The 25,252-nt window shown below is 62.6% G+C and carries 29 protein-coding genes, 2 tRNA genes and 1 riboswitch; of the genes, 14 read left to right on the top strand and 17 right to left on the bottom strand.

The window, feature by feature from the left end; all coding sequences use genetic code 11:
- The first annotated feature begins 46 nt into the window (after positions 1–46).
- Positions 47–283 carry a hypothetical protein gene (locus C8J36_RS10780; protein WP_132534716.1) on the top strand — a complete coding sequence of 79 codons (237 nt, stop codon included), beginning with the start codon at positions 47–49 and terminating at the stop codon, positions 281–283.
- Positions 284–430: 147 nt separating this feature from the next.
- Here C8J36_RS10780 and C8J36_RS10775 read toward each other — a convergent pair.
- Together C8J36_RS10775 and C8J36_RS10770 are read right to left on the bottom strand one after the other, a co-directional pair.
- Positions 431–506: transfer RNA gene (locus tag C8J36_RS10775), tRNA-Thr, on the bottom strand.
- Positions 507–647: 141 nt separating this feature from the next.
- Positions 648–1,607: a nitronate monooxygenase family protein gene (locus C8J36_RS10770; RefSeq protein WP_132534714.1), complete on the bottom strand. Its 960-nt coding sequence runs from the start codon at positions 1,605–1,607 to the stop codon at positions 648–650.
- A 398-nt stretch (positions 1,608–2,005) separates the two neighbouring features.
- Here C8J36_RS10770 and C8J36_RS10765 point away from each other — a divergent pair, with 398 nt between their 5' ends.
- Complete coding sequence (locus tag C8J36_RS10765; RefSeq protein WP_132534711.1) at positions 2,006–3,280, top strand: biotin transporter BioY; 1,275 nt, start codon at positions 2,006–2,008, stop codon at positions 3,278–3,280.
- A 64-nt stretch (positions 3,281–3,344) separates the two neighbouring features.
- Here C8J36_RS10765 and ppk2 read toward each other — a convergent pair whose 3' ends face one another.
- Positions 3,345–4,220 carry a polyphosphate kinase 2 gene (gene ppk2 / locus C8J36_RS10760; protein WP_132534709.1) on the bottom strand — a complete coding sequence of 292 codons (876 nt, stop codon included), beginning with the start codon at positions 4,218–4,220 and terminating at the stop codon, positions 3,345–3,347.
- Positions 4,221–4,466: 246 nt separating this feature from the next.
- Between ppk2 and phoR the strand changes: the two genes are divergently transcribed.
- The 7 genes from phoR to phoB all read left to right on the top strand — a co-directional run bounded on the left by phoR (position 4,467) and on the right by phoB (position 12,364).
- Entirely contained in the window at positions 4,467–5,714 is a 1,248-nt protein-coding gene (gene phoR, locus C8J36_RS10755) for a phosphate regulon sensor histidine kinase PhoR (protein ID WP_245506523.1), read from the top strand.
- Between the two features lie 197 nt (positions 5,715–5,911).
- Positions 5,912–6,946 carry a substrate-binding domain-containing protein gene (locus C8J36_RS10750; protein WP_062595199.1) on the top strand — a complete coding sequence of 345 codons (1,035 nt, stop codon included), beginning with the start codon at positions 5,912–5,914 and terminating at the stop codon, positions 6,944–6,946.
- Between the two features lie 142 nt (positions 6,947–7,088).
- Positions 7,089–8,573 (top strand): phosphate ABC transporter permease subunit PstC, encoded by a 1,485-nt coding sequence (gene pstC, locus C8J36_RS10745; protein WP_062595198.1) that lies wholly within the window; start codon positions 7,089–7,091, stop codon positions 8,571–8,573.
- Positions 8,570–9,892: a phosphate ABC transporter permease PstA gene (pstA, locus tag C8J36_RS10740; RefSeq protein ID WP_062595197.1), complete on the top strand. Its 1,323-nt coding sequence runs from the start codon at positions 8,570–8,572 to the stop codon at positions 9,890–9,892. The genes pstC and pstA overlap by 4 nt, the downstream gene beginning before the upstream one ends.
- Positions 9,893–9,906: 14 nt before the next feature.
- Positions 9,907–10,722, top strand: coding sequence for a phosphate ABC transporter ATP-binding protein PstB (gene pstB, locus C8J36_RS10735; protein ID WP_062470642.1), 816 nt, complete (start codon positions 9,907–9,909; stop codon positions 10,720–10,722).
- A 55-nt stretch (positions 10,723–10,777) separates the two neighbouring features.
- Positions 10,778–11,488, top strand: a complete 711-nt coding sequence (phoU, locus tag C8J36_RS10730) for a phosphate signaling complex protein PhoU (protein ID WP_062595196.1) — start codon at positions 10,778–10,780, stop codon at positions 11,486–11,488.
- Positions 11,489–11,680: 192 nt separating this feature from the next.
- Positions 11,681–12,364: a phosphate regulon transcriptional regulator PhoB gene (gene phoB, locus C8J36_RS10725; protein WP_062595195.1), complete on the top strand. Its 684-nt coding sequence runs from the start codon at positions 11,681–11,683 to the stop codon at positions 12,362–12,364.
- A 144-nt stretch (positions 12,365–12,508) separates the two neighbouring features.
- On the opposite strand, the gene C8J36_RS10720 is transcribed toward phoB, so the two are convergent.
- Positions 12,509–13,078 carry a GcrA family cell cycle regulator gene (locus C8J36_RS10720; protein ID WP_132534703.1) on the bottom strand — a complete coding sequence of 190 codons (570 nt, stop codon included), beginning with the start codon at positions 13,076–13,078 and terminating at the stop codon, positions 12,509–12,511.
- 439 nt (positions 13,079–13,517) lie between these two features.
- Here C8J36_RS10720 and C8J36_RS10715 point away from each other — a divergent pair, with 439 nt between their 5' ends.
- The 3 genes from C8J36_RS10715 (at position 13,518) to C8J36_RS10705 (ending at position 16,928) form a co-directional block, all read left to right on the top strand.
- Positions 13,518–14,717, top strand: coding sequence for an aspartate aminotransferase family protein (locus C8J36_RS10715; protein WP_132534701.1), 1,200 nt, complete (start codon positions 13,518–13,520; stop codon positions 14,715–14,717).
- 98 nt (positions 14,718–14,815) lie between these two features.
- Positions 14,816–15,733 (top strand): ornithine carbamoyltransferase, encoded by a 918-nt coding sequence (gene argF / locus C8J36_RS10710; protein ID WP_062595191.1) that lies wholly within the window; start codon positions 14,816–14,818, stop codon positions 15,731–15,733.
- Positions 15,734–15,941: 208 nt separating this feature from the next.
- Positions 15,942–16,928: an Hsp33 family molecular chaperone gene (locus C8J36_RS10705; protein WP_062595190.1), complete on the top strand. Its 987-nt coding sequence runs from the start codon at positions 15,942–15,944 to the stop codon at positions 16,926–16,928.
- Between the two features lie 48 nt (positions 16,929–16,976).
- On the opposite strand, the gene apaG is transcribed toward C8J36_RS10705, so the two are convergent.
- Complete coding sequence (apaG, locus tag C8J36_RS10700; RefSeq protein WP_062595189.1) at positions 16,977–17,369, bottom strand: Co2+/Mg2+ efflux protein ApaG; 393 nt, start codon at positions 17,367–17,369, stop codon at positions 16,977–16,979.
- Between the two features lie 152 nt (positions 17,370–17,521).
- Positions 17,522–18,715, bottom strand: a complete 1,194-nt coding sequence (locus C8J36_RS10695) for an O-succinylhomoserine sulfhydrylase (RefSeq protein ID WP_132534699.1) — start codon at positions 18,713–18,715, stop codon at positions 17,522–17,524.
- A gap of 45 nt (positions 18,716–18,760) precedes the next feature.
- Positions 18,761–18,839: riboswitch (SAM riboswitch) on the bottom strand.
- Positions 18,840–18,912: 73 nt separating this feature from the next.
- Between C8J36_RS10695 and C8J36_RS10690 the strand changes: the two genes are divergently transcribed.
- Both C8J36_RS10690 and C8J36_RS10685 read left to right on the top strand, forming a co-directional pair.
- Positions 18,913–20,007 (top strand): 2'-deoxycytidine 5'-triphosphate deaminase, encoded by a 1,095-nt coding sequence (locus C8J36_RS10690; protein ID WP_062595187.1) that lies wholly within the window; start codon positions 18,913–18,915, stop codon positions 20,005–20,007.
- Positions 20,008–20,083: 76 nt separating this feature from the next.
- Positions 20,084–20,157: transfer RNA gene (locus C8J36_RS10685), tRNA-Gly, on the top strand.
- A gap of 51 nt (positions 20,158–20,208) precedes the next feature.
- Here C8J36_RS10685 and C8J36_RS10680 read toward each other — a convergent pair.
- The 11 genes from C8J36_RS10680 to C8J36_RS24910 all read right to left on the bottom strand — a co-directional run.
- The gene (locus C8J36_RS10680; RefSeq protein ID WP_132534697.1) at positions 20,209–21,363 is read right to left on the bottom strand and encodes a hypothetical protein; all 1,155 of its coding nucleotides are present in this window, start codon (positions 21,361–21,363) and stop codon (positions 20,209–20,211) included.
- Entirely contained in the window at positions 21,353–21,550 is a 198-nt protein-coding gene (locus C8J36_RS10675) for a hypothetical protein (RefSeq protein WP_132534695.1), read from the bottom strand. The genes C8J36_RS10680 and C8J36_RS10675 overlap by 11 nt, the downstream gene beginning before the upstream one ends.
- Positions 21,547–22,269 (bottom strand): hypothetical protein, encoded by a 723-nt coding sequence (locus tag C8J36_RS25325; RefSeq protein ID WP_245506522.1) that lies wholly within the window; start codon positions 22,267–22,269, stop codon positions 21,547–21,549. Before C8J36_RS25325 ends, C8J36_RS10675 begins: the two co-directional genes overlap by 4 nt.
- The gene (locus C8J36_RS10665) at positions 22,269–22,502 is read right to left on the bottom strand and encodes a hypothetical protein (protein WP_132534693.1); all 234 of its coding nucleotides are present in this window, start codon (positions 22,500–22,502) and stop codon (positions 22,269–22,271) included. The genes C8J36_RS25325 and C8J36_RS10665 overlap by 1 nt, the downstream gene beginning before the upstream one ends.
- A complete protein-coding gene (locus tag C8J36_RS10660) occupies positions 22,502–22,795 on the bottom strand; it encodes a hypothetical protein (protein ID WP_132534691.1) in 294 nt (97 codons plus the stop codon). Before C8J36_RS10660 ends, C8J36_RS10665 begins: the two co-directional genes overlap by 1 nt.
- A 2-nt stretch (positions 22,796–22,797) precedes the next feature.
- The gene (locus tag C8J36_RS10655; protein WP_132534689.1) at positions 22,798–23,241 is read right to left on the bottom strand and encodes a hypothetical protein; all 444 of its coding nucleotides are present in this window, start codon (positions 23,239–23,241) and stop codon (positions 22,798–22,800) included.
- Positions 23,234–23,929: a hypothetical protein gene (locus C8J36_RS10650; protein ID WP_132534687.1), complete on the bottom strand. Its 696-nt coding sequence runs from the start codon at positions 23,927–23,929 to the stop codon at positions 23,234–23,236. Before C8J36_RS10650 ends, C8J36_RS10655 begins: the two co-directional genes overlap by 8 nt.
- Positions 23,926–24,324, bottom strand: a complete 399-nt coding sequence (locus C8J36_RS10645) for a hypothetical protein (protein WP_132534685.1) — start codon at positions 24,322–24,324, stop codon at positions 23,926–23,928. The genes C8J36_RS10650 and C8J36_RS10645 overlap by 4 nt, the downstream gene beginning before the upstream one ends.
- Entirely contained in the window at positions 24,317–24,775 is a 459-nt protein-coding gene (locus tag C8J36_RS10640) for a hypothetical protein (protein WP_132534683.1), read from the bottom strand. Before C8J36_RS10640 ends, C8J36_RS10645 begins: the two co-directional genes overlap by 8 nt.
- Before the next feature lie 3 nt (positions 24,776–24,778).
- Positions 24,779–25,018, bottom strand: coding sequence for a hypothetical protein (locus tag C8J36_RS10635; RefSeq protein ID WP_132534681.1), 240 nt, complete (start codon positions 25,016–25,018; stop codon positions 24,779–24,781).
- The coding region (locus tag C8J36_RS24910) for a hypothetical protein (RefSeq protein WP_165915023.1) at positions 25,011–25,252 on the bottom strand (242 nt) is incomplete at its 5' end. The genes C8J36_RS24910 and C8J36_RS10635, both read right to left, overlap by 8 nt.

Genomic DNA, 25,252 nt, shown 5'->3' with positions numbered 1-25,252 from the left:
CTTAGCAGCACGAACGCGCCTGAGCCGAGAATGTCGAGACCCTGTAATGAGCCGCTATTTCTTTGATCTTCACAATGGAGACGGTCCGGTTCTGGACGATGAGGGCCAGGAACTCGCCACGCGCGAATCCGTCGCCATGGAAGTCGGCCGCATCCTCGGCGATATCGCCCGCGACGAAATGCCCGAGACCCGCAACGGCACCATCGCCCTGACCGTCCGCGACGACACCGGCCGAACCATCACGGTCGCGCGCCTGACCTTCAGCAACGAGTGGATCGACTGAGACGTGTCGTGAATGCGATAGAGAGGCCAACGCGGCCCGACCGGACAGTGCCGGATCTGCCAAAGGCGTCAGAATGTCCGCAAGGTTCTAAACGACATATCGGTCGCGCGGCAGGGCCGGAAACCGGATCGCTTTGGAAATGAGAAATGGTGCCGCTTGCAGGACTCGAACCTGCGACCCCATCATTACGAATGATGTGCTCTACCACCTGAGCTAAAGCGGCTTATCCGGCAAACCTCAAGGTCAGCCTGTGATGTGAGGGGCTGATACCTGCAAAGTTCGGGGAATTCAAGCGGTCTCTTTGCCTGTTGTCGAAAAACTCGCGCGGGTGGCGGGGCAGGGCTCGCGGGAAATGTCTGGCCGCTTACAGCGACAGGCGCGTGCGGGCGGCGTTGTATTCCGTTTCCAGGCGATCGACCAGCGTGGCGACCGGGGTGACGGCTGTGACGGCGCCGATGCCCTGGCCCGAGCCCCAGATGTCGCGCCAGGCCTTCGCGCCGGTGCCGACGGCCAGCTCGAGATCCATCTCTGCGGCGTCTGCAGCCGGCAGGTTGTCGGCATCGAGACCGGCCGCAGCGATGGAGGGGCGCAGATAGTTGCCGTTGACGCCTGTGAAATGTGGCGTCTCCAGAATGTCCTTCGCCCGGCTGTCGACGATCATCTGCTTGTAGTCGTTGCTCGCCCGCGCTTCCTCGGTGGCGATGAAGGCCGAGCCGATATAGGCGAGATCGGCGCCCATGGCCTGCGCCGCCAGCACCGCGCCGCCGTTGGCGATGGCGCCGGAAAGGAGGAGCGGGCCGGAAAACCAGCTGCGGATTTCCTGGATAATGGCAAAGGGCGAGAGCGCGCCCGTATGGCCGCCGGCACCCGCGGCAACGGCGATCAGCCCGTCCGCACCTTTGTTGATGGCGGAGCGGGCATGCTTGTCATGGATCACGTCGTGCAGAACGATGCCCCCATAACCATGCACCGCCGCATTCACCTCCGGCACCGCGCCCAGCGAGGAAATGATGAGCGGCACCTTGTATTTGGCGCAGAGCATCAGGTCGTGCTCCAGCCTCTTGTTGGAACGGTGAACGATCTGGTTGACCGCAAACGGTGCGGACGGCCTATCCGGATTTGCCTTGTCATACGCGGCCAGTTCTTCCGTGATCATCGCCAGCCATTCGTCCAGCTGCGCTTCCGGTCGCGCATTGAGCGCGGGAAAAGAGCCGACCACGCCAGCCTTGCACTGGGCGATCGTGAGGGCGGGATGCGAGATGATGAACAAGGGGGCCGCGACGACGGGGAGGCGGAGATGCGAAAGGATCGGCGGCAGGGCCATGGCGGTCTCTCTTCATTGACGTTCGCGTAAACGGAAGATAGCCGCGAGATGGCGGGTCTGACAAGAGGGTGAGATGAAGATGCATCCGCCGTCGCCGCGGACGCGTGCACCATACCTGCCGCGGTCAGAGCGTTCAGACCGTCTTTGCGATGGAACGTTTCCAAGAGCTGTGGCTTTTGAAGGGGTTGGAGCCGAAGCCCTCAAGTCGTGGACAGCTCGGACCGGGGACATCGCCGTCCTTGTCGTCTGCAGTTCGCCGCGTCATCGGCTTAAGTGCGTTCGGCAGACTTGCGCAACGGGACGGCAATCGTTACCGAAAAGTAAACGTGCTTCCTTCGTCTCGGCACCTGCATCCCTGAAGGGGTGTGCGACGCGAAGGCTCCAGGCAAGGGATTAGGGTGAGCGGACTGGAAACGGCCATCAAGCAGGCGCTGGAGCGCTCCGACCGGGCGAATGCGGAAACTCGTGCCCGGATCTACCAGTCGGCGCGCAATGCGCTCGAAGCCGGCCTGCGCAAGCAGAACGTCCACGACGAGACCGTCATCGCCCAGCAGCGGCACCGGCTCGAGGTCGCCATTCACGCGATCGAGCAGCAGGAGCGGGCGGCGCTGCGCGATCTTCCGGTCGTGACGCCTCCTGCGGCTCCACAGGGTCAAAATAGCAGGGTCGAGCCGGTCGTGCAGGATGTCGTTCGCGCAGAGCCACCGGCCACCACGCGCGAGCATCGCCGCGAGGAACCCGGATTTGACGACGTCGTTCCGGATCGCCATCCGTCAGCGGCCTCGCGCCCGGCGCCCACAGCACAGGCTCCGCGCAGCCACCGCCCGACGGTGGAGATCGACGGCCGCCCCAGAGACCGTACCGACGACCGTACCCACGACCGTACCGACGACCGTGAGGACGCGTCCTTCACGCCGATGGTGGCGCCGGATCGCGATCCTCATCGGCCGGGCGCCCAGGCGCGCGATACCGTCAACGATCTCGGACTTCCCGGGGCAGAGCCTCTCGTGCCGCGCAGACGTCGCGGCCGTGGCGGGCGTATCGCCTCCATTCTCATGGTGACCGCCGTTCTCGTGGCCGCTATTGGAAGCGCCACCTGGTGGGTCATGAGCACGGGGCTTCTCGAACGGCCGCAGGGCCAGCCGGCCCCGCCGCCGACCGTCGCCGCCGAGGATTTCGATGGTGGCGCCGGCCTGCGCACACTCGGCGCCCAGGCCGGCTTCACCGCGGACTGGGTGGATCTCTATCTGCCGACCGCCTCCGGCGGCGTGACACCGGGAGCGCGCGTGCGCACCGAGGTCGTGCGCGACGAGGGCGGTGCGCGGCTGCGCATCACGTCCGGCGCAGGCGATGCGAGCGGAAATGTCGCCATCGAGGTTCCCGCCTCCGCGCTCCAGCGCATGGCGGGGCAGACCTCGACCCTGGCGCTCAGCGTCCAATCGGCAAACGGCAAGCCGACGCAGTTTTCCGTGGAATGCGATTTCGCGTCGCTGGGGGATTGCGGCCGGCATCGCTTCACGGTCAACGACGAGAAGAGCGACATGCTGTTCAAGATCGGCTTCGACCGCACGACGTCGCCGAACGGCCCGGGCCGCATTCTCATCAACAGCGACGTGACCGCCAATGGCGGCGGTCTCGATCTCTACGCCGTCCGGCTCCTGCCCGGGCAGTGATGCAGCGGCGGCGCCCTGAGGAGAGGCGCAGCGCCAGGCAGGAGGACCGTTAGAGCCCTGCCGGTCAGGACTTCCGGAAGTGGTGTCCGGATGTGAGGATCTTGTCGTCGATCTCTCCGATCGCCTTCTCGTCCTTGCCCGTATAGTCGAGGCTCGTCAGGATGTGGCGGATAAGGTTGAGACGGGCGCGACGGCGATCGTTTCCGAGGATCACGGTCCAAGGCGCCTTGCCCTTATGCGTTTCCTTCAGCATCCGGTCGCGCTTTTCGGTGTAGTCGTTCCAGCGCGACAGCGCTTCGATATCCATCGGCGAGAGCTTCCACACCTTCAGCGGATCGTGGCGGCGCTGGTGAAACTGCATCAGCTGCATTTCCTGTCCGATTTCCAGCCAGATCTTGAAGAGGACGATGCCCTCGTCGACGATCAGTTTTTCGAACGGCGGCACCTGCTTGAGGAAATGTTCGTACTGCGCCGGCGTACAGAAACCCATGATCGGTTCGACGCCGGCCCGATTGTACCAGGACCGGTCGAACATCACGAATTCGCCGGCCGTCGGGAAATGCGAGACGTAGCGCTGAAAATACCATTGGCCGCTTTCCGTCTCGGTCGGCTTGGTCAGGGCGACGATCCGGGCGGTGCGCGGGTTCATATAGGCGCGCGTCTCGTGGATCGCGCCGCCTTTGCCCGCCGCATCGCGCCCTTCGAACAGCACGATCACGCGCTTGCCGCTCGCCTGCTGCCAGGCCTGCACCTTCACGAGCTCGATCTGCAGCTGCTCCAGCTCGGCCTTGTAGGTGTCCTTGTTCAGCTTCTTCTCGTAGGGGTAGCCGCCGGAGGCCATGGCCGCCTTGGTGATCCAGTCCGGCAGATCGGGCGTGTCGACGTCGAACAGATGCGTCTTTCCGTCGATGACGATCTCGACCGGCTTGATGTCGTCCATGCTGTTCACTCCAATGCATGTCGGGCGGGCCGAGCTGAAACACCGGTTGCCGCATGGCGGGAGCAGGCCATAAGTCCATTGCGATTTCAAGCGCACCGTGAAAATCATGTCATGAAGCCGGGTTACGGTCTGAAGGTCGCTGCGTCGACCGATGCGCGTGACGGGAAGCGCCGGATATCCGGCCGGGCCCGGACGCGTGGATCGGCTCCGGCTCGTTCGGGCAGGCAGCAACAGTCGGGAGGACATGTGCAGGAAACGACATTCTGGAGGACGATCGGCACCCGCATCTGGGCGGAGAAGTGGTTGATCGGCCTGACCCTTGCCGGCTGCGTCGGAATGATCGTCACCAATGGCCATGCCGTGCTTGCCGGCGCATTGTGGTGCGTTCTCGTTCTGGCGCTGCTGCGGCAACCGGCCATGCCGGCACCGCCAGCTGCCATCGAGCCGTCGCCGTCGACCGGAGAGGCCGAGCTGGCGACGCTCGAAACCGGCTTCGACGCGCTGGACATGCCGGTGCTCGTCATCGGGCCGGACGAGCGGGTGCTCTTCCAGAACCAGGCAGCCGAAAAGGCGTTCGGCGTCATCCCGGCCAATTCCGATCTCTCCGGTCGCGTCCGCTCGCCGGGCATCCTCGACATGGTGCGCGAGACCATCGCCACCGGCCGCATCAATCAGATCGAACATTCCGAGCGACTGCCGTCCGAGGCCGTCTACATCGTCCGCGTGGCGCCGGCTGCCCTTTCTGGCGTCGGGCCGGAAAACGCGGATACCGTCTATGTCGTCTCCTACCGCGACATCTCGCAGGCGCGGCGGATCGACCGCATGCGCTCGGATTTCGTGGCCAATGCGAGCCATGAATTGCGCACGCCGCTTGCTTCCTTGCGCGGCTTCATCGAAACGTTGCAGGGGCCTGCGCGCAACGATGTGAAGGCCCATGAGCGGTTCCTCGGCATCATGCTGGAGCAGGCGACGCGGATGAGCCGCCTTGTGGACGACCTCCTCTCCTTGTCGCGCCTCGAGCTCAAATCCCATATCGCGCCGGAAGAGGACGTCGCCCTCGGTCCTCTGCTCGGTCATGTCTGCGATACGCTCGGGCCGCTTGCGCAGGAGCTGGGTGTCACCATCTCGCTCGATCTTCCGTCCACCGCGGTGATCGTCCAGGGCGATCGGGACGAATTGATCGAGGTGTTCGAGAACCTCGTGGAAAACGCCTGCAAATACGGTCAGGAGGGCAAGACCGTCGAGGTCAGCCTGTCCGGCGGCAGCGGAGATCCGGTCGAGGTCTCGGTGCGAGACCGCGGGCCGGGCATCCCCGCCGAGCATGTGCCGCGCATCACCGAGCGTTTCTACCGCGTGAATGTCGAGGCCAGCCGCTCGAAAAAGGGGACGGGACTGGGACTGGCGATCGTCAAGCACATCCTCACCCGGCATCGTGCCCGGCTGATCGTCCGCTCCGTGCTGGGCGAAGGGACCGTTTTCACCGTCAGATTCTGACGCGTTTCACAGAGATCCGGATGCGCGAAAGAAAAGGTCAGCAAATTCAATTATATGAGCTGTCATAAATCTTTCGTCAACTTGACATAAAAGCTGGTGGCATCGGCCGCTAATGAATGTCAGCCGATGAGATCGAAACGGCGAAAGCGAGCGCTGAGACCCTAGCGCACCCACACAAGCCCATCCGGGAGAATTCCATGAACGCCCTGAAACTCACTGCTGCAGCCCTGGTGGCATCCGTCGCCTTTGCCGGCGCCGCTGCCGCCCGCGACCAGATCCAGATCGCTGGTTCGTCCACCGTTCTTCCCTATGCCAAGATCGTTGCCGAAACCTTCGGCGAGACATTCCCCGACTTCAAGACGCCGGTCGTCGAATCCGGCGGCACGGGCGCCGGCCTCAAGGAATTCTGCAAGGGCGTCGGCCCCGACACCATCGACATCGCCAATGCGTCGCGCAAGATCAAGGACAGCGAACTGGCCGAGTGCAAGTCGGCCGGCGTCACCGAAGTGCAGGAAGTCAAGATCGGCTATGATGGCATCGTCTTCGCGACCGACAGTGGCAATGCCGACCTGAAGCTTGAGCCGAAGGATCTCTATCTCGGCCTCGCAGCCCAGGTCGTCGTCGATGGCAAGATCGTCGCCAACCCCTACACGAAGTGGTCGGAAGTCAACAAGGACCTGCCGGACGCCGAAATCGCCGCCTACATCCCGGGCGAAAAGCACGGCACGCGCGAAGTCTTCGAAGAGAAGATCCTTCATGCAGGCTGCAAGGCTTCCGGCGCTGAAGACGTCATCAAGGCTGCCGTTTCCGACGCCAAGGAACAGGCCCGCACCTGCGTCGCCGTTCGCAAGGACGGCAAGGCTGTCGACATCGACGGCGACTACACGGAAACGCTGGCCCGTATCGCTGCCAACAAGAACGGCATCGGTGTGTTCGGCCTCGCATTCTATGAAAACAACGCCGACAAGCTGAAGGTCGCGACCGTCAACGGCGTCGTTCCGTCCACGGAAACGATCGCTTCCGGCGAATATCCGGTTTCGCGCCCGCTGTTCTTCTACGTGAAGAAGGCCCATCTCGGCGTCATCCCCGGCCTGAAGGAATTCGTTGAATTCTTCCTCGACGACCAGATGGTCGGCCCGGAAAGCCCGCTGGCTGCCTACGGCCTCGTTGCCGCACCGGATGCCGAGCGCGAAGCTGACCGCAAGGCCTTCACCGACGGCACGATGCTGTAATCGACCTGGATCCGGAGACAAAATCTCCCAGGATCATCCGGCACGGCGCACAACAAGCGCCGTGCCGGAACCCCAACGTTCGAATGGCCGGCGTCCGATCTTGCAGCATGCGATGTCGTGAAACGACCGGGGGACCCAGACCATGAGCGCTTCTCTCCTCTTTTTTCTCGTTCTTCTCGTCGGCGCATCCGCCTTCGTGATGGGGCGTTCGCGGGCCATGGCCACGGCCGGTGGCAAGCTGTCCTCGCTGCATTCCCTGCCCGGATATCACGGAAGCTACGCCGCCATCTGGGCTCTGCTGCCCGCCCTCGTCGTTCTCGGGGTCTGGCTGGTCGCGGCCCCGCCGATGATCGATCGCAGCGTCCTCTTCCATCTTCCGACCGAAGTCCTCAACCAGGGCAGCGCGCCCGCGGAGCTTGCGCTCGGGCAGGTCAAGTCGGTCGCCCGTGGCCTGGCGCTTCTCTCGGACACTGAGCGCAGCGCGCTCGACAGCGGCGCCATCAATCTGCGCGACGCCATGGCCGCCAAGGGCATTCCGCTGGCCAGCGCCGGCGAAGCCTGGATGATCGAGTCGGCGACCGATTTCAACCGGATGACCGCAAACAGCCACCTGGCCATGGCCGGCGTCGTTCTGCTGCTCGCCATCGGCGGTGCCGTTCTGGCGCTTCGCGGCATCTCCCAGCGCTTCCGGGCGCGCAACCGCGTCGAGCAGGTCATTCTCGGCGGCCTGATCCTTGCCTCCTCCATCGCCATCCTCACGACGATCGGCATCATCGGCTCCATGCTGTCGGAGGCCCTGCGCTTCTTCGCGTCGGTCTCGCCGATGGAGTTCTTCTTCGGAACAGTGTGGGATCCGCGCTTCGCCGCAGCCGGCCAGGCGGGACAGGCGGGGCAGTTCGGCCTTCTGCCGCTTCTCGCCGGCACGCTCTACATCGCCTTCGTGGCCATGCTGTTTGCGGTGCCGATCGGCCTCTTCGCGGCGATCTACATGGCGGAATACGCCAACAACACCGTGCGGTCGGTCGCCAAGCCCCTGCTGGAGATTCTCGCCGGCATCCCGACCATCGTCTACGGCTTCTTCGCCCTCGTCACGGTCGGTCCTTTCCTGCGGGATATCTCGGGCCAGTTGAACGGCCTCGTCACCGGCAACTATCAGAGCTTCATCCAGGCACAGAGCGTTCTCACGGCCGGCATCGTGATGGGCATCATGTTGATCCCCTTCGTGTCCTCTCTGTCCGACGACATCATCACGCAGGTGCCCCGGTCGTTGCGGGACGGATCGCTCGGGCTGGGCGCCACGCGATCGGAAACCATCAAGCGCGTCGTCCTGCCTGCCGCTCTTCCCGGCATCGTCGGCGCCCTTCTCTTGACGGCCTCCCGCGCCGTGGGCGAGACGATGATCGTGGTGCTCGCAGCGGGCGTGGCGGCGCGCATGCAGCTCAATCCCTTCGAGCCGATGACCACGGTCACGGTGAAGATCGTCAACCAGCTGACGGGCGACCTGGAGTTCACCTCTCCGCAGACCCTCGTCGCCTTCGCGCTCGGCATCACGCTGTTCGCCATCACGCTCTGCCTCAACATTTACGCGCTCTACATCGTGCGCAAATACCGGGAACAGTACGAATGACCGACATGACCACATCTCTCGCCGGTTCATCGCCGCGTCCCGCCGTCAGCCGTCGCGATATCGGCATCAAGCGCCGCTACGCCGCAGAACGCCGCTTCCGGGCCTATGGCATCGGGGCGATCTCCATCGGCATCTTCTTTCTCGGCCTCCTCCTCTGGACCGTCGTCTCCAAGGGCTATACCGCCTTCCTGCAGACCGAGATCGTCCTGCCGATCACGTTCAGCGAAAAGGTCATCGATCCGAAGAACGAACGGGCGACCAACCCCGCCAAGCTGATGACGGCGAACTATCCACTGCTGGTGCGCGATGCGCTCGTGCAGAAGCTGGGCATCGATCCCAACAACCGCGCCGACGTCAAGCTGGCGACCGATATGGTCTCGGCCAGCGCCCGCACGCAGCTCCGCGACGTCGTCGTCGCCAATCCGGCCATCATCGGCCAGACGGTGCCGGTGGCGCTGCTCGCCGAAGGCAATATCGACTCGGCCAACAAGGGCCAGATCGACGTGACGGTCGATGAGGCCAACCGTAAGGTAAAGGACAAGCAGCTCGCCTGGATGCAGACGCTCGCGCAGGACGGGGCGATGACGAAGTCCTTCAACACGGGCCTCTTCACCTCGGGCGCCTCGTCGCGGCCGGAAGCCGCCGGCATCGGCGTCGCAGCGCTCGGCTCGCTCTACATGATGCTGATCGTTCTGGCGCTCGCGCTGCCGATCGGGGTCTCCGCCTCGATCTATCTCGAAGAGTTCGCGCCGAAGAACAAGCTGACCGACCTCATCGAGGTCAACATCAACAACCTCGCGGCCGTTCCTTCCATCGTCTACGGTCTGCTCGGCCTGTCGATCTTCATCAACTTCGCCGGCATGCCGCGCTCGGCGGCTCTCGTCGGTGGCCTCGTCCTCACGCTGATGACGCTGCCCACCATCATCATCGCCACGCGTGCCGCGCTGAAGGCGGTGCCGCCGTCCATCCGGGCCGCAGCCCTGGGCCTCGGTGCCTCGAAGATGCAGACCATCTTCCACCATGTCCTGCCGCTTGCCATGCCGGGTATCCTCACGGGCACCATCATCGGCCTTGCGCATGCGCTCGGCGAGACCGCACCGCTGCTGCTCATCGGCATGGTGGCCTTCGTGGTCGATTTCCCGGGCTCGCCGCTCGAACCTTCGACGGCTTTGCCGGTCCAGATCTACATGTGGGCCAACGAAGCCGAACGTGCATTTGTCGAACGGACCTCCGGCGCGATCATCGTGCTCCTGATTTTCCTGGTGGTCATGAACCTGGGCGCAATCCTGTTGCGGCGCCGCTTTGAACGACGCTGGTAGTGAGGTAGAGAATTATGAACATGATGTCAGAAGCGACTCTCGAAAAGGCGGTCGATCAGAAGATGAATGCTGTCCCTCACAAGATGATCGGCAAGGATGTGTCGGTCTACTACGGCGAAAAGCGCGCGCTGTTCGACGTGAACCTCAACATCCGCGAGAACACGGTCACGGCCCTGATCGGCCCGTCCGGCTGCGGCAAGTCGACCTTCCTGCGGACGCTCAACCGCATGAACGACACGATCGATCACTGCCGGGTGACCGGCAAGATCACGCTCGATGACGGCGATATCTACGATCCCTCGATCGACGTCGTCGAACTTCGCGCCCGCGTCGGCATGGTCTTCCAGAAGCCGAACCCGTTCCCGAAGTCGATCTATGAGAACGTGACCTACGGGCCGAAGATCCACGGTCTGGCCCGCAGCAAGGCCGAACTCGACGCCATCGTCGAGCAGAGCCTGCAGAAGGCCGGCCTCTGGAACGAGGTGAAGGATCGCCTGCACGAATCCGGCACCGGCCTCTCTGGCGGCCAGCAGCAGCGTCTCTGCATCGCACGCGCCGTTGCCGTCAGCCCCGAGGTCATCCTCATGGACGAGCCTTGCTCGGCGCTCGATCCGATCGCCACTGCCAAGGTCGAGGAACTGATCCACGAACTGCGCGCCAACTACACGATCGTGATCGTCACGCACTCCATGCAGCAGGCCGCCCGCGTTTCGCAGCGCACCGCCATGTTCCACCTCGGCAATCTCGTCGAGGAGAACGATACCGACAAGATGTTCACCAATCCGGATGACCAGCGCACCCAGGATTACATCATGGGACGCTTCGGCTGATCGGTCGCCCGACCGACAGCGAAGCGCCCGTGACCGAACTCCAAGGACAGGATCCATGGCAACCCATATCGTATCCGTCTATGACGAAGACCTGAAATATCTCAGCCGCCGCATCTCCGAGATGGGTGGCCTTGCCGAGCAGATGGTCGCGGAATCCGTACGCGCCCTCGTCAACGCCGATCTGGGTCTCGCCCAGAAGGTCATTTCCGACGATGTCGTGCTCGACGATGCCGAACGCCAGATCGGCGAAAAGGCGATCGTGACGATCGCCAAGCGTCAGCCGATGGCGGCCGACCTGCGCGAGATCATGGGATCGATCCGCATCGCGGCCGATCTCGAGCGCGTGGGCGACCTTGGCAAGAACACGGCCAAGCGCGTTATCGCCGTGTCCAGCGCCAGCCTGCCGCGCCAGCTGTCCCGCGGGATCGAGCATCTGGCCGAGCTGACGTTGATGCAGCTGAAGGAAGTGCTGGATGTCTACGCCTCCCGTTCGGCCGAAAAGGCCAAGGCCATCCGCGAGCGTGACGGCGAGATCGACGCGATCTACACCTCGCTGTTCCGCGAACTCCTGACCTATATGATGGAAGATCCGCGCAACATCACGCCCTGCACGCATCTCCTGTTCTGCGCCAAGAACATCGAACGCATCGGCGACCACGCGACCAACATCGCCGAGACGATCTACTACATGACGACCGGCGCGCAGCCGCTCGGCGAACGCCCGAAAGACGACTCGTCGAACACCGTCGGCGCACTCGCCACCTGAGCGAACGGCGCAGGAGGGAAACGCTCCTGCGCCCATCGTCTCCGGTCTTGAACGCGGTCGATGCCTCGGTTGAGGGATCGGCGGCCGAAAGGGCGGTTTCCCGCCGCCATGCCTGAACAGTCAACGATGATCGCCGCCTTCGGGTTCTGGCGAAAGCCTCGTCATGCGACGAGGACACTACGGAGTCCAGAAATGCAGCCGAAAATTGCCGTTGTCGAAGATGAAGAAGCCCTGAGCGTTCTCCTGCGGTACAATCTCGAGGCCGAAGGCTTCGACGTCGATACCATCAACCGGGGCGACGAGGCGGAAGTCCGCTTGCAGGAACGGCTGCCGGATCTCCTGATCCTCGACTGGATGCTGCCCGGCGTGTCCGGCATCGAGCTTTGCCGGCGCCTGCGCCAGCGCAGCGAGACCGAGCGCCTGCCGATCATCATGCTGACGGCGCGCGGCGAAGAGAGCGAGCGGGTTCGCGGCCTTGCCACCGGCGCCGACGATTATGTCGTCAAGCCGTTCTCGACGCCCGAGCTGATCGCGCGCGTCAAGGCCATGCTGCGCCGCGCGCGTCCCGAAGTGCTGTCCTCGCTGTTGAAGTGCGGCGACATCGAGCTCGATCGCGAGACGCACCGCGTCCATCGCAAGACCCGCGAAGTCCGCCTCGGCCCGACCGAGTTTCGCCTGCTCGAATTCTTCATGGCCTCGCCCGGCCGCGTCTTCTCGCGCTCGCAGCTTCTCGATGGCGTCTGGGGGCATGATATCTATGTGGACGAGAGGACCGTCGACGTCCATGTCGGTCGCCTGCGCAAGGCCCTCAACTTTTCCAACATGCAGGACGTCATCCGGACCGTCCGCGGCGCGGGTTACTCGCTGGAAAGCTGAACGCTTGCATCTTTAGAGCTGGGAACGCATCGTTCCTGGCGCGCGGCGATCTTCCCAGATTGACAGTAAGGACAAATGAAATCGCCTTCTTCGCAGAACGAAGAAGGCGATTTCTTTTTTTGCTCTGTCTGAAAACGCGGACCCTTATCGGGCGCGACGGCGCTCGGCCGAGGGCTGGTAGGCAAGCTTGGCGTGGAAGGTGCAATAGGGCGAGCTATCCGGCGAGTCATTGCCGCAGAAGTGAAACTCGTCCTTCATCGGGTCGCCGATCGGCCACTTGCAGGTGCGGTCGGTGAGCTGCGTCAGAACCAGCTTGCGCGACATCGGCACGACGACATTGCTGCCCGTTGCGCCGGCGCCGCTACCGGTGACGGTCAGTGCGGTTTCCGGCGCGAAGACGCTTTCGGAATCTTCGATGACGTTCATCGCGTTGACAGGACGGGCCATCGGACGCTGGGGAACGGCGCGGGGAGCCGCGTTGGCAACGATGGCTTCCGGTGCTGCCGGGCGTGCGGCGACGACGGGACGCTTCGGACGGGTTGCGCTCGGCGAGGCTCCGCCTGCCTTTGCGCGGCCGGGGAGCGACAGGCGGTGAACCTTGCCGATGACCGCATTTCGGCTGACGCCGCCGAGCTGCGCCGCGATCTGGCTCGCGCTCAGGCCTTCGGCCCACAGCTTCTTCAGTCTCTCTACCCGCTCGTCAGTCCAGTTCATTGTCGTCTCCATTCCAGGCATACGGAAGGACGAATCCCTCACCGCGCCCCGGATGGCTCCGAAGCTGCAACGCCTTGACTCTTCTGGTGACTAGGTCCGCCGCATGCGTCTAGCAATTCCTTGCTAACCTAGAGACGGGGTGACTCCGTGACAAGAGTCCGGGGAATCGACCCGAATCGATTTTTGGGTTTTCCCCAACTTGCTGCCGTTGCGTGATATATTTGCAAGGTCTTTTTGCCGGAAAGCATCGCGCCCGGAAAACGCATGCCAGACCCGTATTTCCGGGACTTTTGTTGACAGCGGCACCTGAAAAACCGATAGTGCGCTCGCCGCCGTCAGGGCGGTATTTTTCATTTCGGGCCGGCACTGCCGGTCCCTGCGAAAACGGATCGAACCTTCCCCGCAAAGCGCGTGCGGACAGGACGAGGAGATAGGCACGATGGCCGAGGCAACCCCGCTTTACGAGACCTACATGCGTGCGCCGCTGCGCTTCGAGCGCGGCGAAGGTGTCTGGCTGGTGGCGGAAGATGGCGCGCGCTATCTCGATTTCGCCGCGGGCGTGGCCGTCAATTCGCTCGGCCATGCGCATCCGCATCTTGTTGCAGCGCTCAAGGACCAGGCCGAGAAGGTCTGGCATCTGTCGAACCTCTACGAGATCCCCGGCCAGGAAAAGCTTGCCAAGCGGCTGACGGACAACACCTTCGCCGACAAGGTCTTTTTCACCAATTCCGGTGCCGAAGCTCTGGAATGCGCCATCAAGACGGCGCGTCGCTACCAGTTCGCCAAGGGGCGGCCGGAGCGTTTCCACGTCATCACGTTCGAAGGTGCCTTCCATGGGCGCACGCTCGCGACGATTGCGGCCGGCGGCCAGGAAAAATATCTCGAAGGCTTCGGCCCGAAGGCACCCGGCTTCGTCCAGGTGCCCTTCGCCGATCTCGACGCCGTCAAGGATGCGATCACCGAAGAGACTGCGGCGATCCTGATCGAGCCGATCCAGGGCGAGGGTGGTATTCGCCCGGCCTCCAAGGCCTTCCTGCAGGCGCTGCGCGCGCTTTGCGACGAACACGGCCTGATGCTGATCTTCGATGAAGTCCAGTGCGGCGTCGGGCGGACCGGCAAGCTGTTTGCCTATGAATGGTCCGGCATCGCGCCAGATATCCTCGCAGCTGCCAAGGGCATTGGCGGCGGCTTCCCGCTCGGCGCGTGCTTGGCGACGGAAGAGGCTGCGTCCGGCATGGTCGCGGGCACGCATGGGTCCACCTATGGCGGCAATCCGCTGGCCATGGCCGTCGGCAATGCCGTACTCGACGTCGTTCTCGGCGACGGCTTTCTCGAGCATGTGCGCGACGTCGCGCTGGTCTTCCGTCAGGGGCTCGCATCGCTTGCCGATCGGTTCCCCGATGTGATCGAGGAAATCCGCGGCGAAGGCCTCATGCTCGGTATCAAGGCCGCCGTGCCCTCCGCCGAATTGCTGAAGGCGATCCGGGCGGAGCGGATGCTGGCCGTTCCCGCAGGGGAAAACGTCATCCGTCTGCTGCCGCCGCTGATCACCAGCGCGGAAGAAGCCCGTGAAGGCCTTGCCCGCATCGAGCGCGCCAGCGAAACGCTGACGACGGTCAAGCAGCGCGCGACGGCGTAACGTCAAACCCCGCCACCATACCTCGGCATCGACCGACACCCAGGCCCGGGCAGGGAGCTGAAAGCCCCGACGGGACAAGGACAGGACACCGCATTTTCATGGCTGATACCCGGCACTTCCTCGATCTCTCCGCCATGTCGGCGGAGAACCTGCGCTCGATCATCGATGATGCCCGGGTGCGAAAGGCAGCGACCAAGGCCGGGACCGCGGAAAAGCCGCTGGCCGGCAAGATGCTCGCCATGATCTTCGAAAAACCTTCGACCCGGACCCGCGTGTCGTTCGATGTCGGCATGCGCCAGCTCGGCGGCGAGACGCTGTTCCTGTCGGGCACGGAAATGCAGCTCGGCCGTGCCGAGACCATCGGCGATACGGCCAAGGTTCTCTCACGTTACGTCGATGCCATCATGATCCGCACGACGGATCACAGCCGTCTGCTTGAGCTTGCCGAACACGCGACCGTTCCCGTCATCAACGCTCTGACGGACACGACGCATCCCTGCCAGATCATGGCCGATATCATGACCTTCGAGGAGCACAGCGGCCCGGTGAAGGGCAAGACCATCGCCTGGACAGGGGACGGCAACAACGTGCTGCATTCCTTCATCGAGGGGTCGGCCCGCTTCGGCTACACGATGAAGATGGCCGTACCGCTCGGCTCCGAGCCCGACGACAAGATCCTCAATTGGGCGCGCAACAATGGCGGCAATGTCGTGTTGTCGCACGATGCGGAAAAGACCGTCGCCGGTGCCGATTGCGTGGTGACGGACACCTGGGTGTCCATGAACCAGGAGCACCGCGCCCGCGGCCACAATGTCTTCCAGCCCTATCAGGTCAATTCTGCCCTGATGTCGAAGGCGGACGAGAACGCGCTCTTCATGCACTGCCTGCCGGCACACCGCGGCGAGGAAGTGACCGACGAGGTGATCGACGGTCGTCAATCGGTGGTGTTCGACGAGGCGGAGAACCGCCTTCATGCCCAGAAGTCGATTCTCGCCTGGTGCCTGGGCGCTCTCTGAGCCGCGGCGCTCGGCGCACAAGGCCGAAACCTTGAAAACCGGCATCCGGCCACCGATCTAGGTGCAAAGCGGAATGCCACGGTTTTTTGCTGGCATTTCATATCAATCCAATAGAATGGAGTTGCGGCTTGCGATTCCCGGACCTGTCCGGGGCGCCGTCATCTGCGTTCGGGCTCGCCGCGGCGGGTCTTGCATCAGGAGCATGGACATGGTGGACAAAGGACCAGATCTCGGCGAATTCGGTTATGCGGGCGATGACCGCGTCGTACCCTTCCAGGTGGAAGGTCTCGACGTGCGCGGTCGCGCGGTCCAGTTGGGCCCGATGCTGGACGCGATCCTCGAGCGGCACAACTATCCGCTCCCGGTCGCACGCCTCGTGGCGGAAACGGTGGTGCTGACCGTGCTGCTCGGAACCTCGCTCAAATTCGACGGCAAGCTGATCATCCAGACGAAGAGCGATGGCCCGGTCGATCTCGTGGTCGCCGACTTCTCGACGCCGGATCGCGTGCGGGCCTATGCCCGCTACGACGAAGAGGCCTTGGCGAGCGCCATCGAAAAGGGCGAAACGGATCCGCAGGACCTTCTCGGCGAGGGCGTTCTGGCCTTTACCATCGACCAGGGCGAGTTCACCCAGCGCTATCAGGGAATCGTGCCGCTCGACGGCGCCTCGCTCGAGGAGATCGCCGGCGTCTATTTCCGCCAGTCGGAGCAGATCCCGACCAAGGTGCGCCTCGGCGTTGCCGAGCTTCTGGATCGCGACGAAAACGGCAAGCCGCGTCATCGCTGGCGTGCCGGCGGCATGGTCGCGCAGTTCCTGCCGGAAGCGCCCGACCGGATGCGCCAGCCGGACCTGCATGGCGGCGATGGTGCCGAGACCTTCGATGGCCGCGTGGACGACCTCTGGGACGAGGCCCGCGTCATGGTCGAGACGATCGATGCGGACGAACTGACCGACCCCACGGTCGGCACGGAGCGGCTGCTCTTTCGCCTGTTCCACGAGCGCGGCGTGCGGGTCTATCCGCCGCAGGCGGTCTACGACCAGTGCGCCTGCTCGCGCGAAAAACTCCGCGATGTCCTCGCGAGCTTCAGCCAGGAGGAAATCGACAGCACGGTGGAGGATGGGGTCATCTCGGTGACCTGCGAGTTCTGCTCGACCACCTATACGTTCGAAGCAACCGAGGTCCGTCCGCAGTAAGGGCGTCTTGAAATATCGAAGAGGCTCCCCGGCTGTCGCGGCCGGGGATTAGTTCAGCGTGCGGTTGAGGCCCGGCAGGTCCAGCGAGAACGCGGGAATATCGACCGTGAAGGTCTCGCCTTCGGGCGTCTCCATCGAGTAATGGCCGAACATCACGCCGGAGGGCGTGTCGAGCGGGCAGCCCGAGGAATATTCGAACGTGTCGCCCGGATTGAGAATGGGCTGTTCGCCGATGACGCCCGGGCCATTCACCTCGTCCACCTGTCCGCTTTCGTCGGTGATATGCCAATACCGCGTCATCAGCCGCACGGTCTTCGTGGAGCGGTTTGAAATCAGGATGCGGTAGCCCCACACGTAGCGCCCGTCTTCGGGATCGGACTGATCCTCCAGATAATAAGGCTCTACGGTGACTTCGATGTCCCGTGTCAGCGCGCGATACATGATGCAAACCCTTCCAGTCGGTGTCCTTATTCTAGGGGCAGATGGTTTCCCGAAGAATAACGCCCGCGAAAAGTGTGTTGCAGCGTGGCACGAAGACAAATCGCGCCGATGGGGCGCGATTTGACGTTGTTTCGATCGGTTGGCGAGGTGCCTCAGGCGGTGACGGTTCTCAGTGCCCGCGCGAAATCCTCGATGAGATCGGCGCTGTCCTCGATCCCGGCGGAGAGGCGCACGGTGCCGTCGGAAATGCCGAGTTCGGCGCGGGCCTCTTCGGCCAGATTCTTGTGCGTCGTCGTCGCGGGATGGGTGATCAGGCTCTTGCTGTCGCCGAGATTGTTGGAGATCTTGACGATCTCCAGCGCGTTCTGCAGCGCGAATGCCGCCTTCTTGCCGCCCTTCATCTCGAAACAGACGAGCGTCGATCCGCCCGTCATCTGCTTGGCAATGATATCCGCCTGCGGGTGATCCTTGCGGCCGGGATAGATCACGCGCGCAATCTGGCTCTGATCGGCCAGGAAGTCGGCAACCTTCGCCGCATTCTCGCTCTGCTGGCGCACCCGCAGCGGCAGGGTCTCGATACCCTTCAGCAGCGTCCAGGCGTTGAACGGCGACAGGGCCGGGCCGGTGTGACGGAAATAGTCGTGCAGATGCTCGTCGATCCAGTCCTTGGACGACAGAACGACCCCACCGAGGCAGCGGCCCTGGCCGTCGATATGCTTGGTGGCGGAGTAGACGACGACATGCGCGCCGAGTTCGAGCGGCTTCTGCAGGAGCGGCGTCGCAAAGACGTTGTCCACCACGAGCTTTGCGCCCGCTGCATCGGCAAGCTTCGCCACGGCCGCGATATCGACGACTTCCAGCGTCGGGTTGGTCGGGCTTTCCAGGAAGAAGACCTTGGTGTTCGGGCGGATCGCCTTTTCCCAGTTCTCGATGAAACGGCCATCGACCAGCGTGCATTCGATGCCGTAGGACGGCGCCAGCGTTTCCACGACCCAGCGGCACGAGCCGAAGAGCGCGCGGGCAGCGACGATGTGATCGCCGGCCTTCAGCTGGCAGAGGATGGCGGCGGCGACGGCGGCCATGCCGGAGGCCGTCGCGCGCGCATCCTCGGCGCCTTCCAGCAGGCACATGCGCTTTTCGAACATCTCGTTGGTGGGGCTGCCATAGCGGGCATAGATAAAGCCGTCCGTCTCGCCCTTGAAGCGCGCTTCGGCCGCTTCCGAGCTCTCGTAGACGAAGCCCTGCGTCAGGAAGATTGCCTCTGAGGTTTCGCCGTGATTGGAGCGGGTGGTGCCGCCGTGAACGAGCTGTGTCGCCGGGCGCCAGGTCTTGTTTGCCGTGCTCATCGATTGTCTCCTTCCAGAAACAAAAAAACCGGTCGCGTAAAGCAGACCGGTTCAAGCCCGGTCTTTTTAGCCATTTGTTTAACGTGGCTGCAAGCCGACCGGCCAAATCACCACGGGATAAGTTCCCATACGTCTTCGCCCCGCTTGCGTCAATCGGCCGTTTTTGGTTTTGTCGGCGGCGAAAAAAGGATGAAGGCATGGCGCGCGACACGGGCATTCTGGCGGATAGCGCAATCGCTTCGCTGTTCGACGACGGCCGCCTTCTCAGCGAAGGGCCGCTGGACGAGGACCAGATCCAGCCGGCGAGCCTCGACCTCAGGCTCGGTGCCCGGGCCTTCCGCGTGCGCGCGAGCTTCATGCCCGGCCCGGGACATCTCGTCGCCGACAAGCTCGATCGCCTCAAGCTGCATGTCATCGACCTCAGCGAAGGCGCGGTGCTCGAAACCGGCTGCGTCTACATCGTGCCGCTGATGGAAAGCCTCGACCTGCCGGCCGCCATGTCGGCCTCGGCCAATCCGAAAAGCTCGACCGGCCGGCTCGATATCTTCACCCGTGTCATCACCGACCGCGCGCAGGAGTTCGACAAGATCCCCGCCGGCTATCGTGGTCCGCTCTATCTGGAAATCAGCCCGCGTACCTTCCCGGTCATCGTGCGTCGCGGCTCGCGCCTGTCGCAGATCCGCTTCCGCATCGGCCATGCGCTGCTGACGGAAAGCGAGGTTCTGGACCTTCACCGCACGGACACGCTGGTCGCCAGCGATACGCCGAACGTGTCGGGCGCCGGCATCGCGCTGTCGATCGATCTGAAGGGAACCGGCGCCGATGGCCTGATCGGCTATCGCGGCAAGCATCACACCGCCGTGGTGGATGTCGATCGCAAGAACGCGCACGGGATCTATGATTTCTGGGAGCCGCTCTACAGCCGCGGCGCCGATGAGCTCATTCTCGATCCCGACGAGTTCTACATCCTCGTCTCCCGCGAGGCGGTCCACGTGCCGCCGCTCTTTGCCGCGGAGATGACGCCCTTCGATCCCCTGGTCGGCGAATTCCGCGTCCATTACGCCGGTTTCTTCGATCCCGGCTTCGGCCATGCGCAATCCGGCGGCACCGGCAGCCGTGCCGTGCTGGAGGTGCGAAGCCATGAGGTGCCCTTCATCCTCGAACATGGCCAGATCGTCGGGCGTCTCGTCTACGAGCACATGATGGAGCGACCGAAGGGCCTCTATGGTCTGGGCGTCGGATCGAACTATCAGGCGCAGGGCCTGAAGCTTTCCAAGCATTTTCGCGGCTGAAGCACGGCTTTCGCCGTCCCTGAGCCTTGCAGAAGGATTGACACGCGGCCGCTTCTGTTGGATGTCTGGCGCATCGGCGGGTGTAGCTCAATGGTAGAGCAGCAGCTTCCCAAGCTGAATACGAGGGTTCGATTCCCTTCACCCGCTCCAGCAAATTCAAAGCCTTGAGCAAGGCGGCGTGTCACTCGTGTCACTGCCGTGTCACTGAGCAGTTTTAGGCCGCGATTCGACGCGAGCCAAGGCGACCTTGCGGCTCGCCTCCAGACCGTCGCCACGAGCGTAGCGGCGTGTCATTGTTGTCGTGGTGTGGGTTGCTAGATCGCGTGCTGCATCCAGCGAGCCAGTCGCCTCGATCGTCTCGGAGACCGCACCTGCGCGCGAATCCATTGACCAAACCGTCGAGGAAACGCCGGCCGCGTCGCGCACCCTTTTGAACTTTTCGGTGTAGCGGTTTTCCCAGTACGGCTTTCCGGAATCCTCGTCGATGACGACCGGGCCGATATCGGGAATGCGGTAGGCTTGGAGTGCCTCGGTGACTAGGGGATAGGTGCTGAGATCGCGCGAGACGAGTGCTCCCGTCTTGCTGGTCTTGAGCGAAAGGATCATGTCCTTAGAAATGTCCTTGGCCATCAATCCTGACCAGCGGAAGCTTCCCCCTCCTGGAGCTGGCGCCCACTCGCCGATGACGTCGATGCGTCGCAACGCCGTTTCGAATTTGAGCGCCTCGACAAAGCCGATTGACGGGCACCCCATTTCGATACTCTTCGCTACGATTGCGGCGCACTGCTCGTAAGTCATGGCGACGGTGCGTGGCGCAGGCTGTTCGAACCGCATGTCGGAAAGGATGTCACGCGCCTGTGCGCATCCGATCAGGCGTTCGCCAGCTCCGTACGAGATCACGACGCGCAAGAGCTTGATCGCTCCCGACGCGCGGCGATGGCCCTTTTTCTTCCATCCAGCAAACCACTTTTTGAAGTCGGAGGAGCGGAGGGCATCGATCCGCCGCGCGCCGACGTCAGCGACCAGGATGCGGAGACTAGGCTCGTAGTCCCGTATTCGAGTTGAGTGCTTTACGCTGTGCAGGCTGCTGGTCTTGTCGTGCCGATAGCATGCGACGAGGCTGGCTATGGTGCAGTCGTAGGTGGGAGGCGACCCGAGCTTGAGCAACTCGTCGCGCAGTTGTGCAGTCAGCCGCTGGCATTCGGCGGCTATCTGCTCTTCTGTCAGGCCATCACCAAGCCGGATGGTCGATAGCGCTGCTGGCGCTCCCTTCACGGCTCGCTTTGGCGACCAGTAATGGACGGTCGAGCCGTCCTTATTTGCCCGGCATTTGTAGCCGGGTCTGTCAGTTCTCATCGAAAGCATCCTTTCCGTCAGGGGGGAAGATCCCCTGAAGGGAGAGGGGCGCCATCTTTGCCGAGTCGTCAACGGGAACGAATTTCGCCTCATGCGTCCGCAGATCGAAGATGCATCCGAAGCCTTGGTTCTTCGCGGCCTTAAGGAGCCGCTCAACGTCCGCCTGCCTGAAGCTTGCCCGGCTCATGTTATGTCCCCGCTCAGAGGCCTGGTTTTACGGCAGTCGCAGCATTGCTCGAAGTCGAGAACGCCGTGTTCGCAAGTCGTCGTCATACCGCGGACCCAGCTTTCGCGCTGAGCTGCAAGCATTGCGTCGATTTCTGCCTCCGTCATTTTCTCGATCTGAGCTTTTGCGGCCGCGAGCAGCCTTTCAAGGCGAGGGCTTTCTCGTTTCCTTGGTTGAGGTGCGGGGGCATGCACAAGCTCGTGCAATTCTTCAACAAGACCTTCCCACTGCTGCCACCTCACCAACGTTGGCTCTTCCCACGATTTTTGCGCCGGGTGATGTAACGGCTCGTCAGGAGATTTCGTGCCTGCATGATCGTGGATCAGTCGGCAGATGGCTTCAGTCGGCCACATAACATTCGGTGCGGGTGATGGGGCGGACATGTCGGCTTCGAGCATGCGCTGCCATTGACGGAAGCCGTTCAGCTTTCTGTCGGCCCGCTCCTCATCATATTCTTCGCCAGTAAGCTCGCGCAGCCATTGAACTGCCGCGTCGAGGTCGGCGATCTCATCCGAGAGCGCTTTCCGATTTGACTTGCCGCTTACCGGTTCGCTCTGGTCGAGACCTTGGATAAGGCAGCGGGCGAGGATGTTCGCCAGTTCGGAAGCTTCTTCACAAGCTTTGCCGAGCGCCTGATGAATGAGCACGTTCGGCTCTGGTTTCCAAAGGGTGATGCTCATCACGCCCTCCCGCTCTGCTGCGGCTGGCCTTCGAAGCGAGCAATAATCTCCTTAAGCGCGACGACGATGTCCTGGCGCTGGCCGTTCGAGACGTAGTTCGTACGCTGGCCTTCGGCGCCGTCGAACGGGAAGACGAGTAGGACAAAGCCGTTTTTCTTCGGCTTTCCTTTTTCATTCAGCACATCGTCCAGCGCCGATGCCATCGACTGCATCATGTTCTTCGTGTCGGTCATCAGTGCATCCCTCCGTTGACAGCGATGATCTTCGCGTTGGGGCGTCCATCGGCAATCAGGGCTGCGATCTTCTGCGACAGCTCTTTTTCGACCGTCTGCCGCATATTCTTCCGAGTGCGGTGATCTCCTATCGCGGCGATGCTTTCGGCAAGATTGGCGACAAGTGCGCCGATGACGGCGTTAAGCATGGGCGTTTCGAAATGGACGGCGGCTCCCTGAACTGCCTTGTCCACGGCATCGTAGAGAACCTGCGTCTGGCGGGCGCGCTCGGCCCGATATGTGCTCTCGGACATGGTCATTCGTTCGAGCCCTCCGTGGCGGCGAGGGCGGCTGAGGTCAATTCAACCTTGTGCTCGTTGCGGTAAGGCACGAGCGTAAGCGTCCGGCATTCGTGCTCGGACATCAGGCGCTTGGCGGTTTTTACGTAGAGCTGGTGCGGGAGACCGAGCCAGACTGGCACGTGCTGCTGTTTGTCGGCGAAGACGACAATCATATTGCAACCGGTTGGCATGCTGATCGCGACGTAGGGGCCAAAATGGCTGTCGCGTATTGAGACCGCCTGGCCCGTCACATTCGGTTGGGGTGTGGGGTCATCTTCGCTTCGCATCAATGGTCTGAAATGCGTTGGGCCGTGCAGTCCGCACTTCGAGCACGTGTTTTGAATCCAGTGCTGTTTTCGCTGCGGCTCCCACGTGTGGCGGCAAAAGTGCTGTTTGATCTTACGGAAGGCTTCACGCATCGTCAGAGCCCTCCGTGGCGGCGAGGGTAGAAGTGTCAGGCAGTTGCTGCCAATGGGTTGGCGACGGCGCGACGGCCAGACGCTTTGTGGTTGTCTTGAAGGACGAGACCCATTCGCCTTCGATCGTGTCGAAAGACGCCACGTGCCTGCGCCGGCCGTTCCATACGAGAACTTCCGTTCCGTCTCTCGGCGCACAAAAAATGGACTGCCAACCGTCTACGGCTATCCAGGGATCAGCCACAATAACGGACACCACATGTTCTTGGGGCGCGAGTGTGCGGACAAAGCACGGAACCTGAAAATCATCTCGGTCCTGCGACTTGCTAAAGCTGTAGCTCGTCGGCATCAAAGCGGGATCCGAGATCCATCCGATTTGCTCAAAAGCACCCTGCACATTTGGTTGAGGGGCTGGGGCGGTGGCGCCGAACGGAAGCCATCCGATAACCTCGCCGTGGCCTTCAGTGATGCAATCGTGGCACCAATCCCAGCCGGCGAATTGCCACACGTCCTCCAGCGTGTCCTTCATCTGATTAAAGCCGATTGTCTCGTAAGGCTCGCGGCTATCGTGGAATGATGTGAATGCGTCCAGATCCTCCTGACCCGGCTGAATCAAGAGGTGAAGCATGGTGCCATCTTTCAGCGCGGTAGCGGGGTCGTTCCAGCCGTAAGGGGAAACGGTACTCGTCATGGCTTATCTACTCCGATTGTAACGATGCGCTCCGGCGAGACCATTTCAACCAGCTCCGACATCGGGTCGATCCGCTCGTGCTGGGCGATATTCATGACTGGGACAGCGATCTCGTCGCCGTAGCGCGCACGCCAAGTGGCCAACCATTCCCGCCAGTTGTCGCCGTTGACCTGGCTGGCCTCGTCAATTGCCGACTGCATGTCGGGGTAAAGGGCAATCAAGACCGGCGCGGCCTCGCGTGAGATGCGCGGGATCTGGTGCGTATAGACGCTCTCTCCCGTCATCCAATTGAGCACCTCGTAAATGCAGCCGATGCCGGCTTCCGATACGAGAATGCCGGTTACCGTCGACATGACCGCGTCTACCGGAAAAATCTTCGTCGTGGGGCTAGACATCGGCCGAGTCCTCCGTGGTGGCGAGGGCCCGGATGCCTTCGATGATCTCATCAAGCTCGCCAACGTATTCGAGGCCTTCGCCGGGGAACTCGGTGAAGCCGGTTTCGTAATCGTACGATCCGTGCTCCTGCACATAGTCGTCACGGCGCTTCTCAACGAAGCGCGCCGCGCGCTCGATGCCCGTCAAATTCGGCTGGGGTGCGGGCGGATCGACTTTCCGCAAATCGTTCGGTTTGAACTCGTCGGTGATGCAACCATCGTGCAGGATCGTTATGCACGGCTCCAAGCGGTCAGAGCTGTAGACCCGACGCAATTCGATACCGATGACTACGCCTTCGAAGCGGTCGTTATCGGCGCCCTCGTCAGCAGTCACCTTATCGCCAATTCTGAAGACGTTGAGATCGGGGATATGGACGATGGTGTTTTCGTAGTCGAGCTTTAGTTCTCGCATCCTCTAGGCCCTCCCGCTCTGGTGTGGCTGGCCTTCGAAGCGTGCAACGATCTCCTTCAGCGCGACGATGATGTCCGCTTGGTCACAGTTCGACACATAGTTCGTGCGGGCACCTTCGGGCTGATCCAGCGGAAACAGCAGAAGAACGAACCCGGTGGACTTTACCGCCATAGGCTCTGTGCCATTCAGGATGGCATCGAGCGTCTTTGCAATGGACTGCATGAGTTGCTTGGTCTCAGACATCGGCAGATCCCTCCGTGGCGGCGAGGGCGGCGATTACTGCCTCTGCTTGGCAACGCTGTTTGATGGCGCGAATGTGCGCGTAAGCTTGATCGATGGCGTTTTCCGTGTCGGTATCGACAAACTCGTGCGTCTCGCTGTCCACCGTGACGGTGTAGGTGGAGATGCCATCGACAAGCCGTGTCAGCTTCAGGCTGTGGCTGATCTGCGCGCCCTCAATAGCCGCCGCTACGCGGT

The organism is Rhizobium sp. PP-F2F-G48 (assembly GCF_004342335.1).
In the GTDB taxonomy this organism is placed as follows: Bacteria; Pseudomonadota; Alphaproteobacteria; order Rhizobiales; family Rhizobiaceae; genus Ferranicluibacter.
Note: the sequence above shows the minus strand (reverse complement) of the source record. Positions and strands in the feature narration are given on the sequence as shown.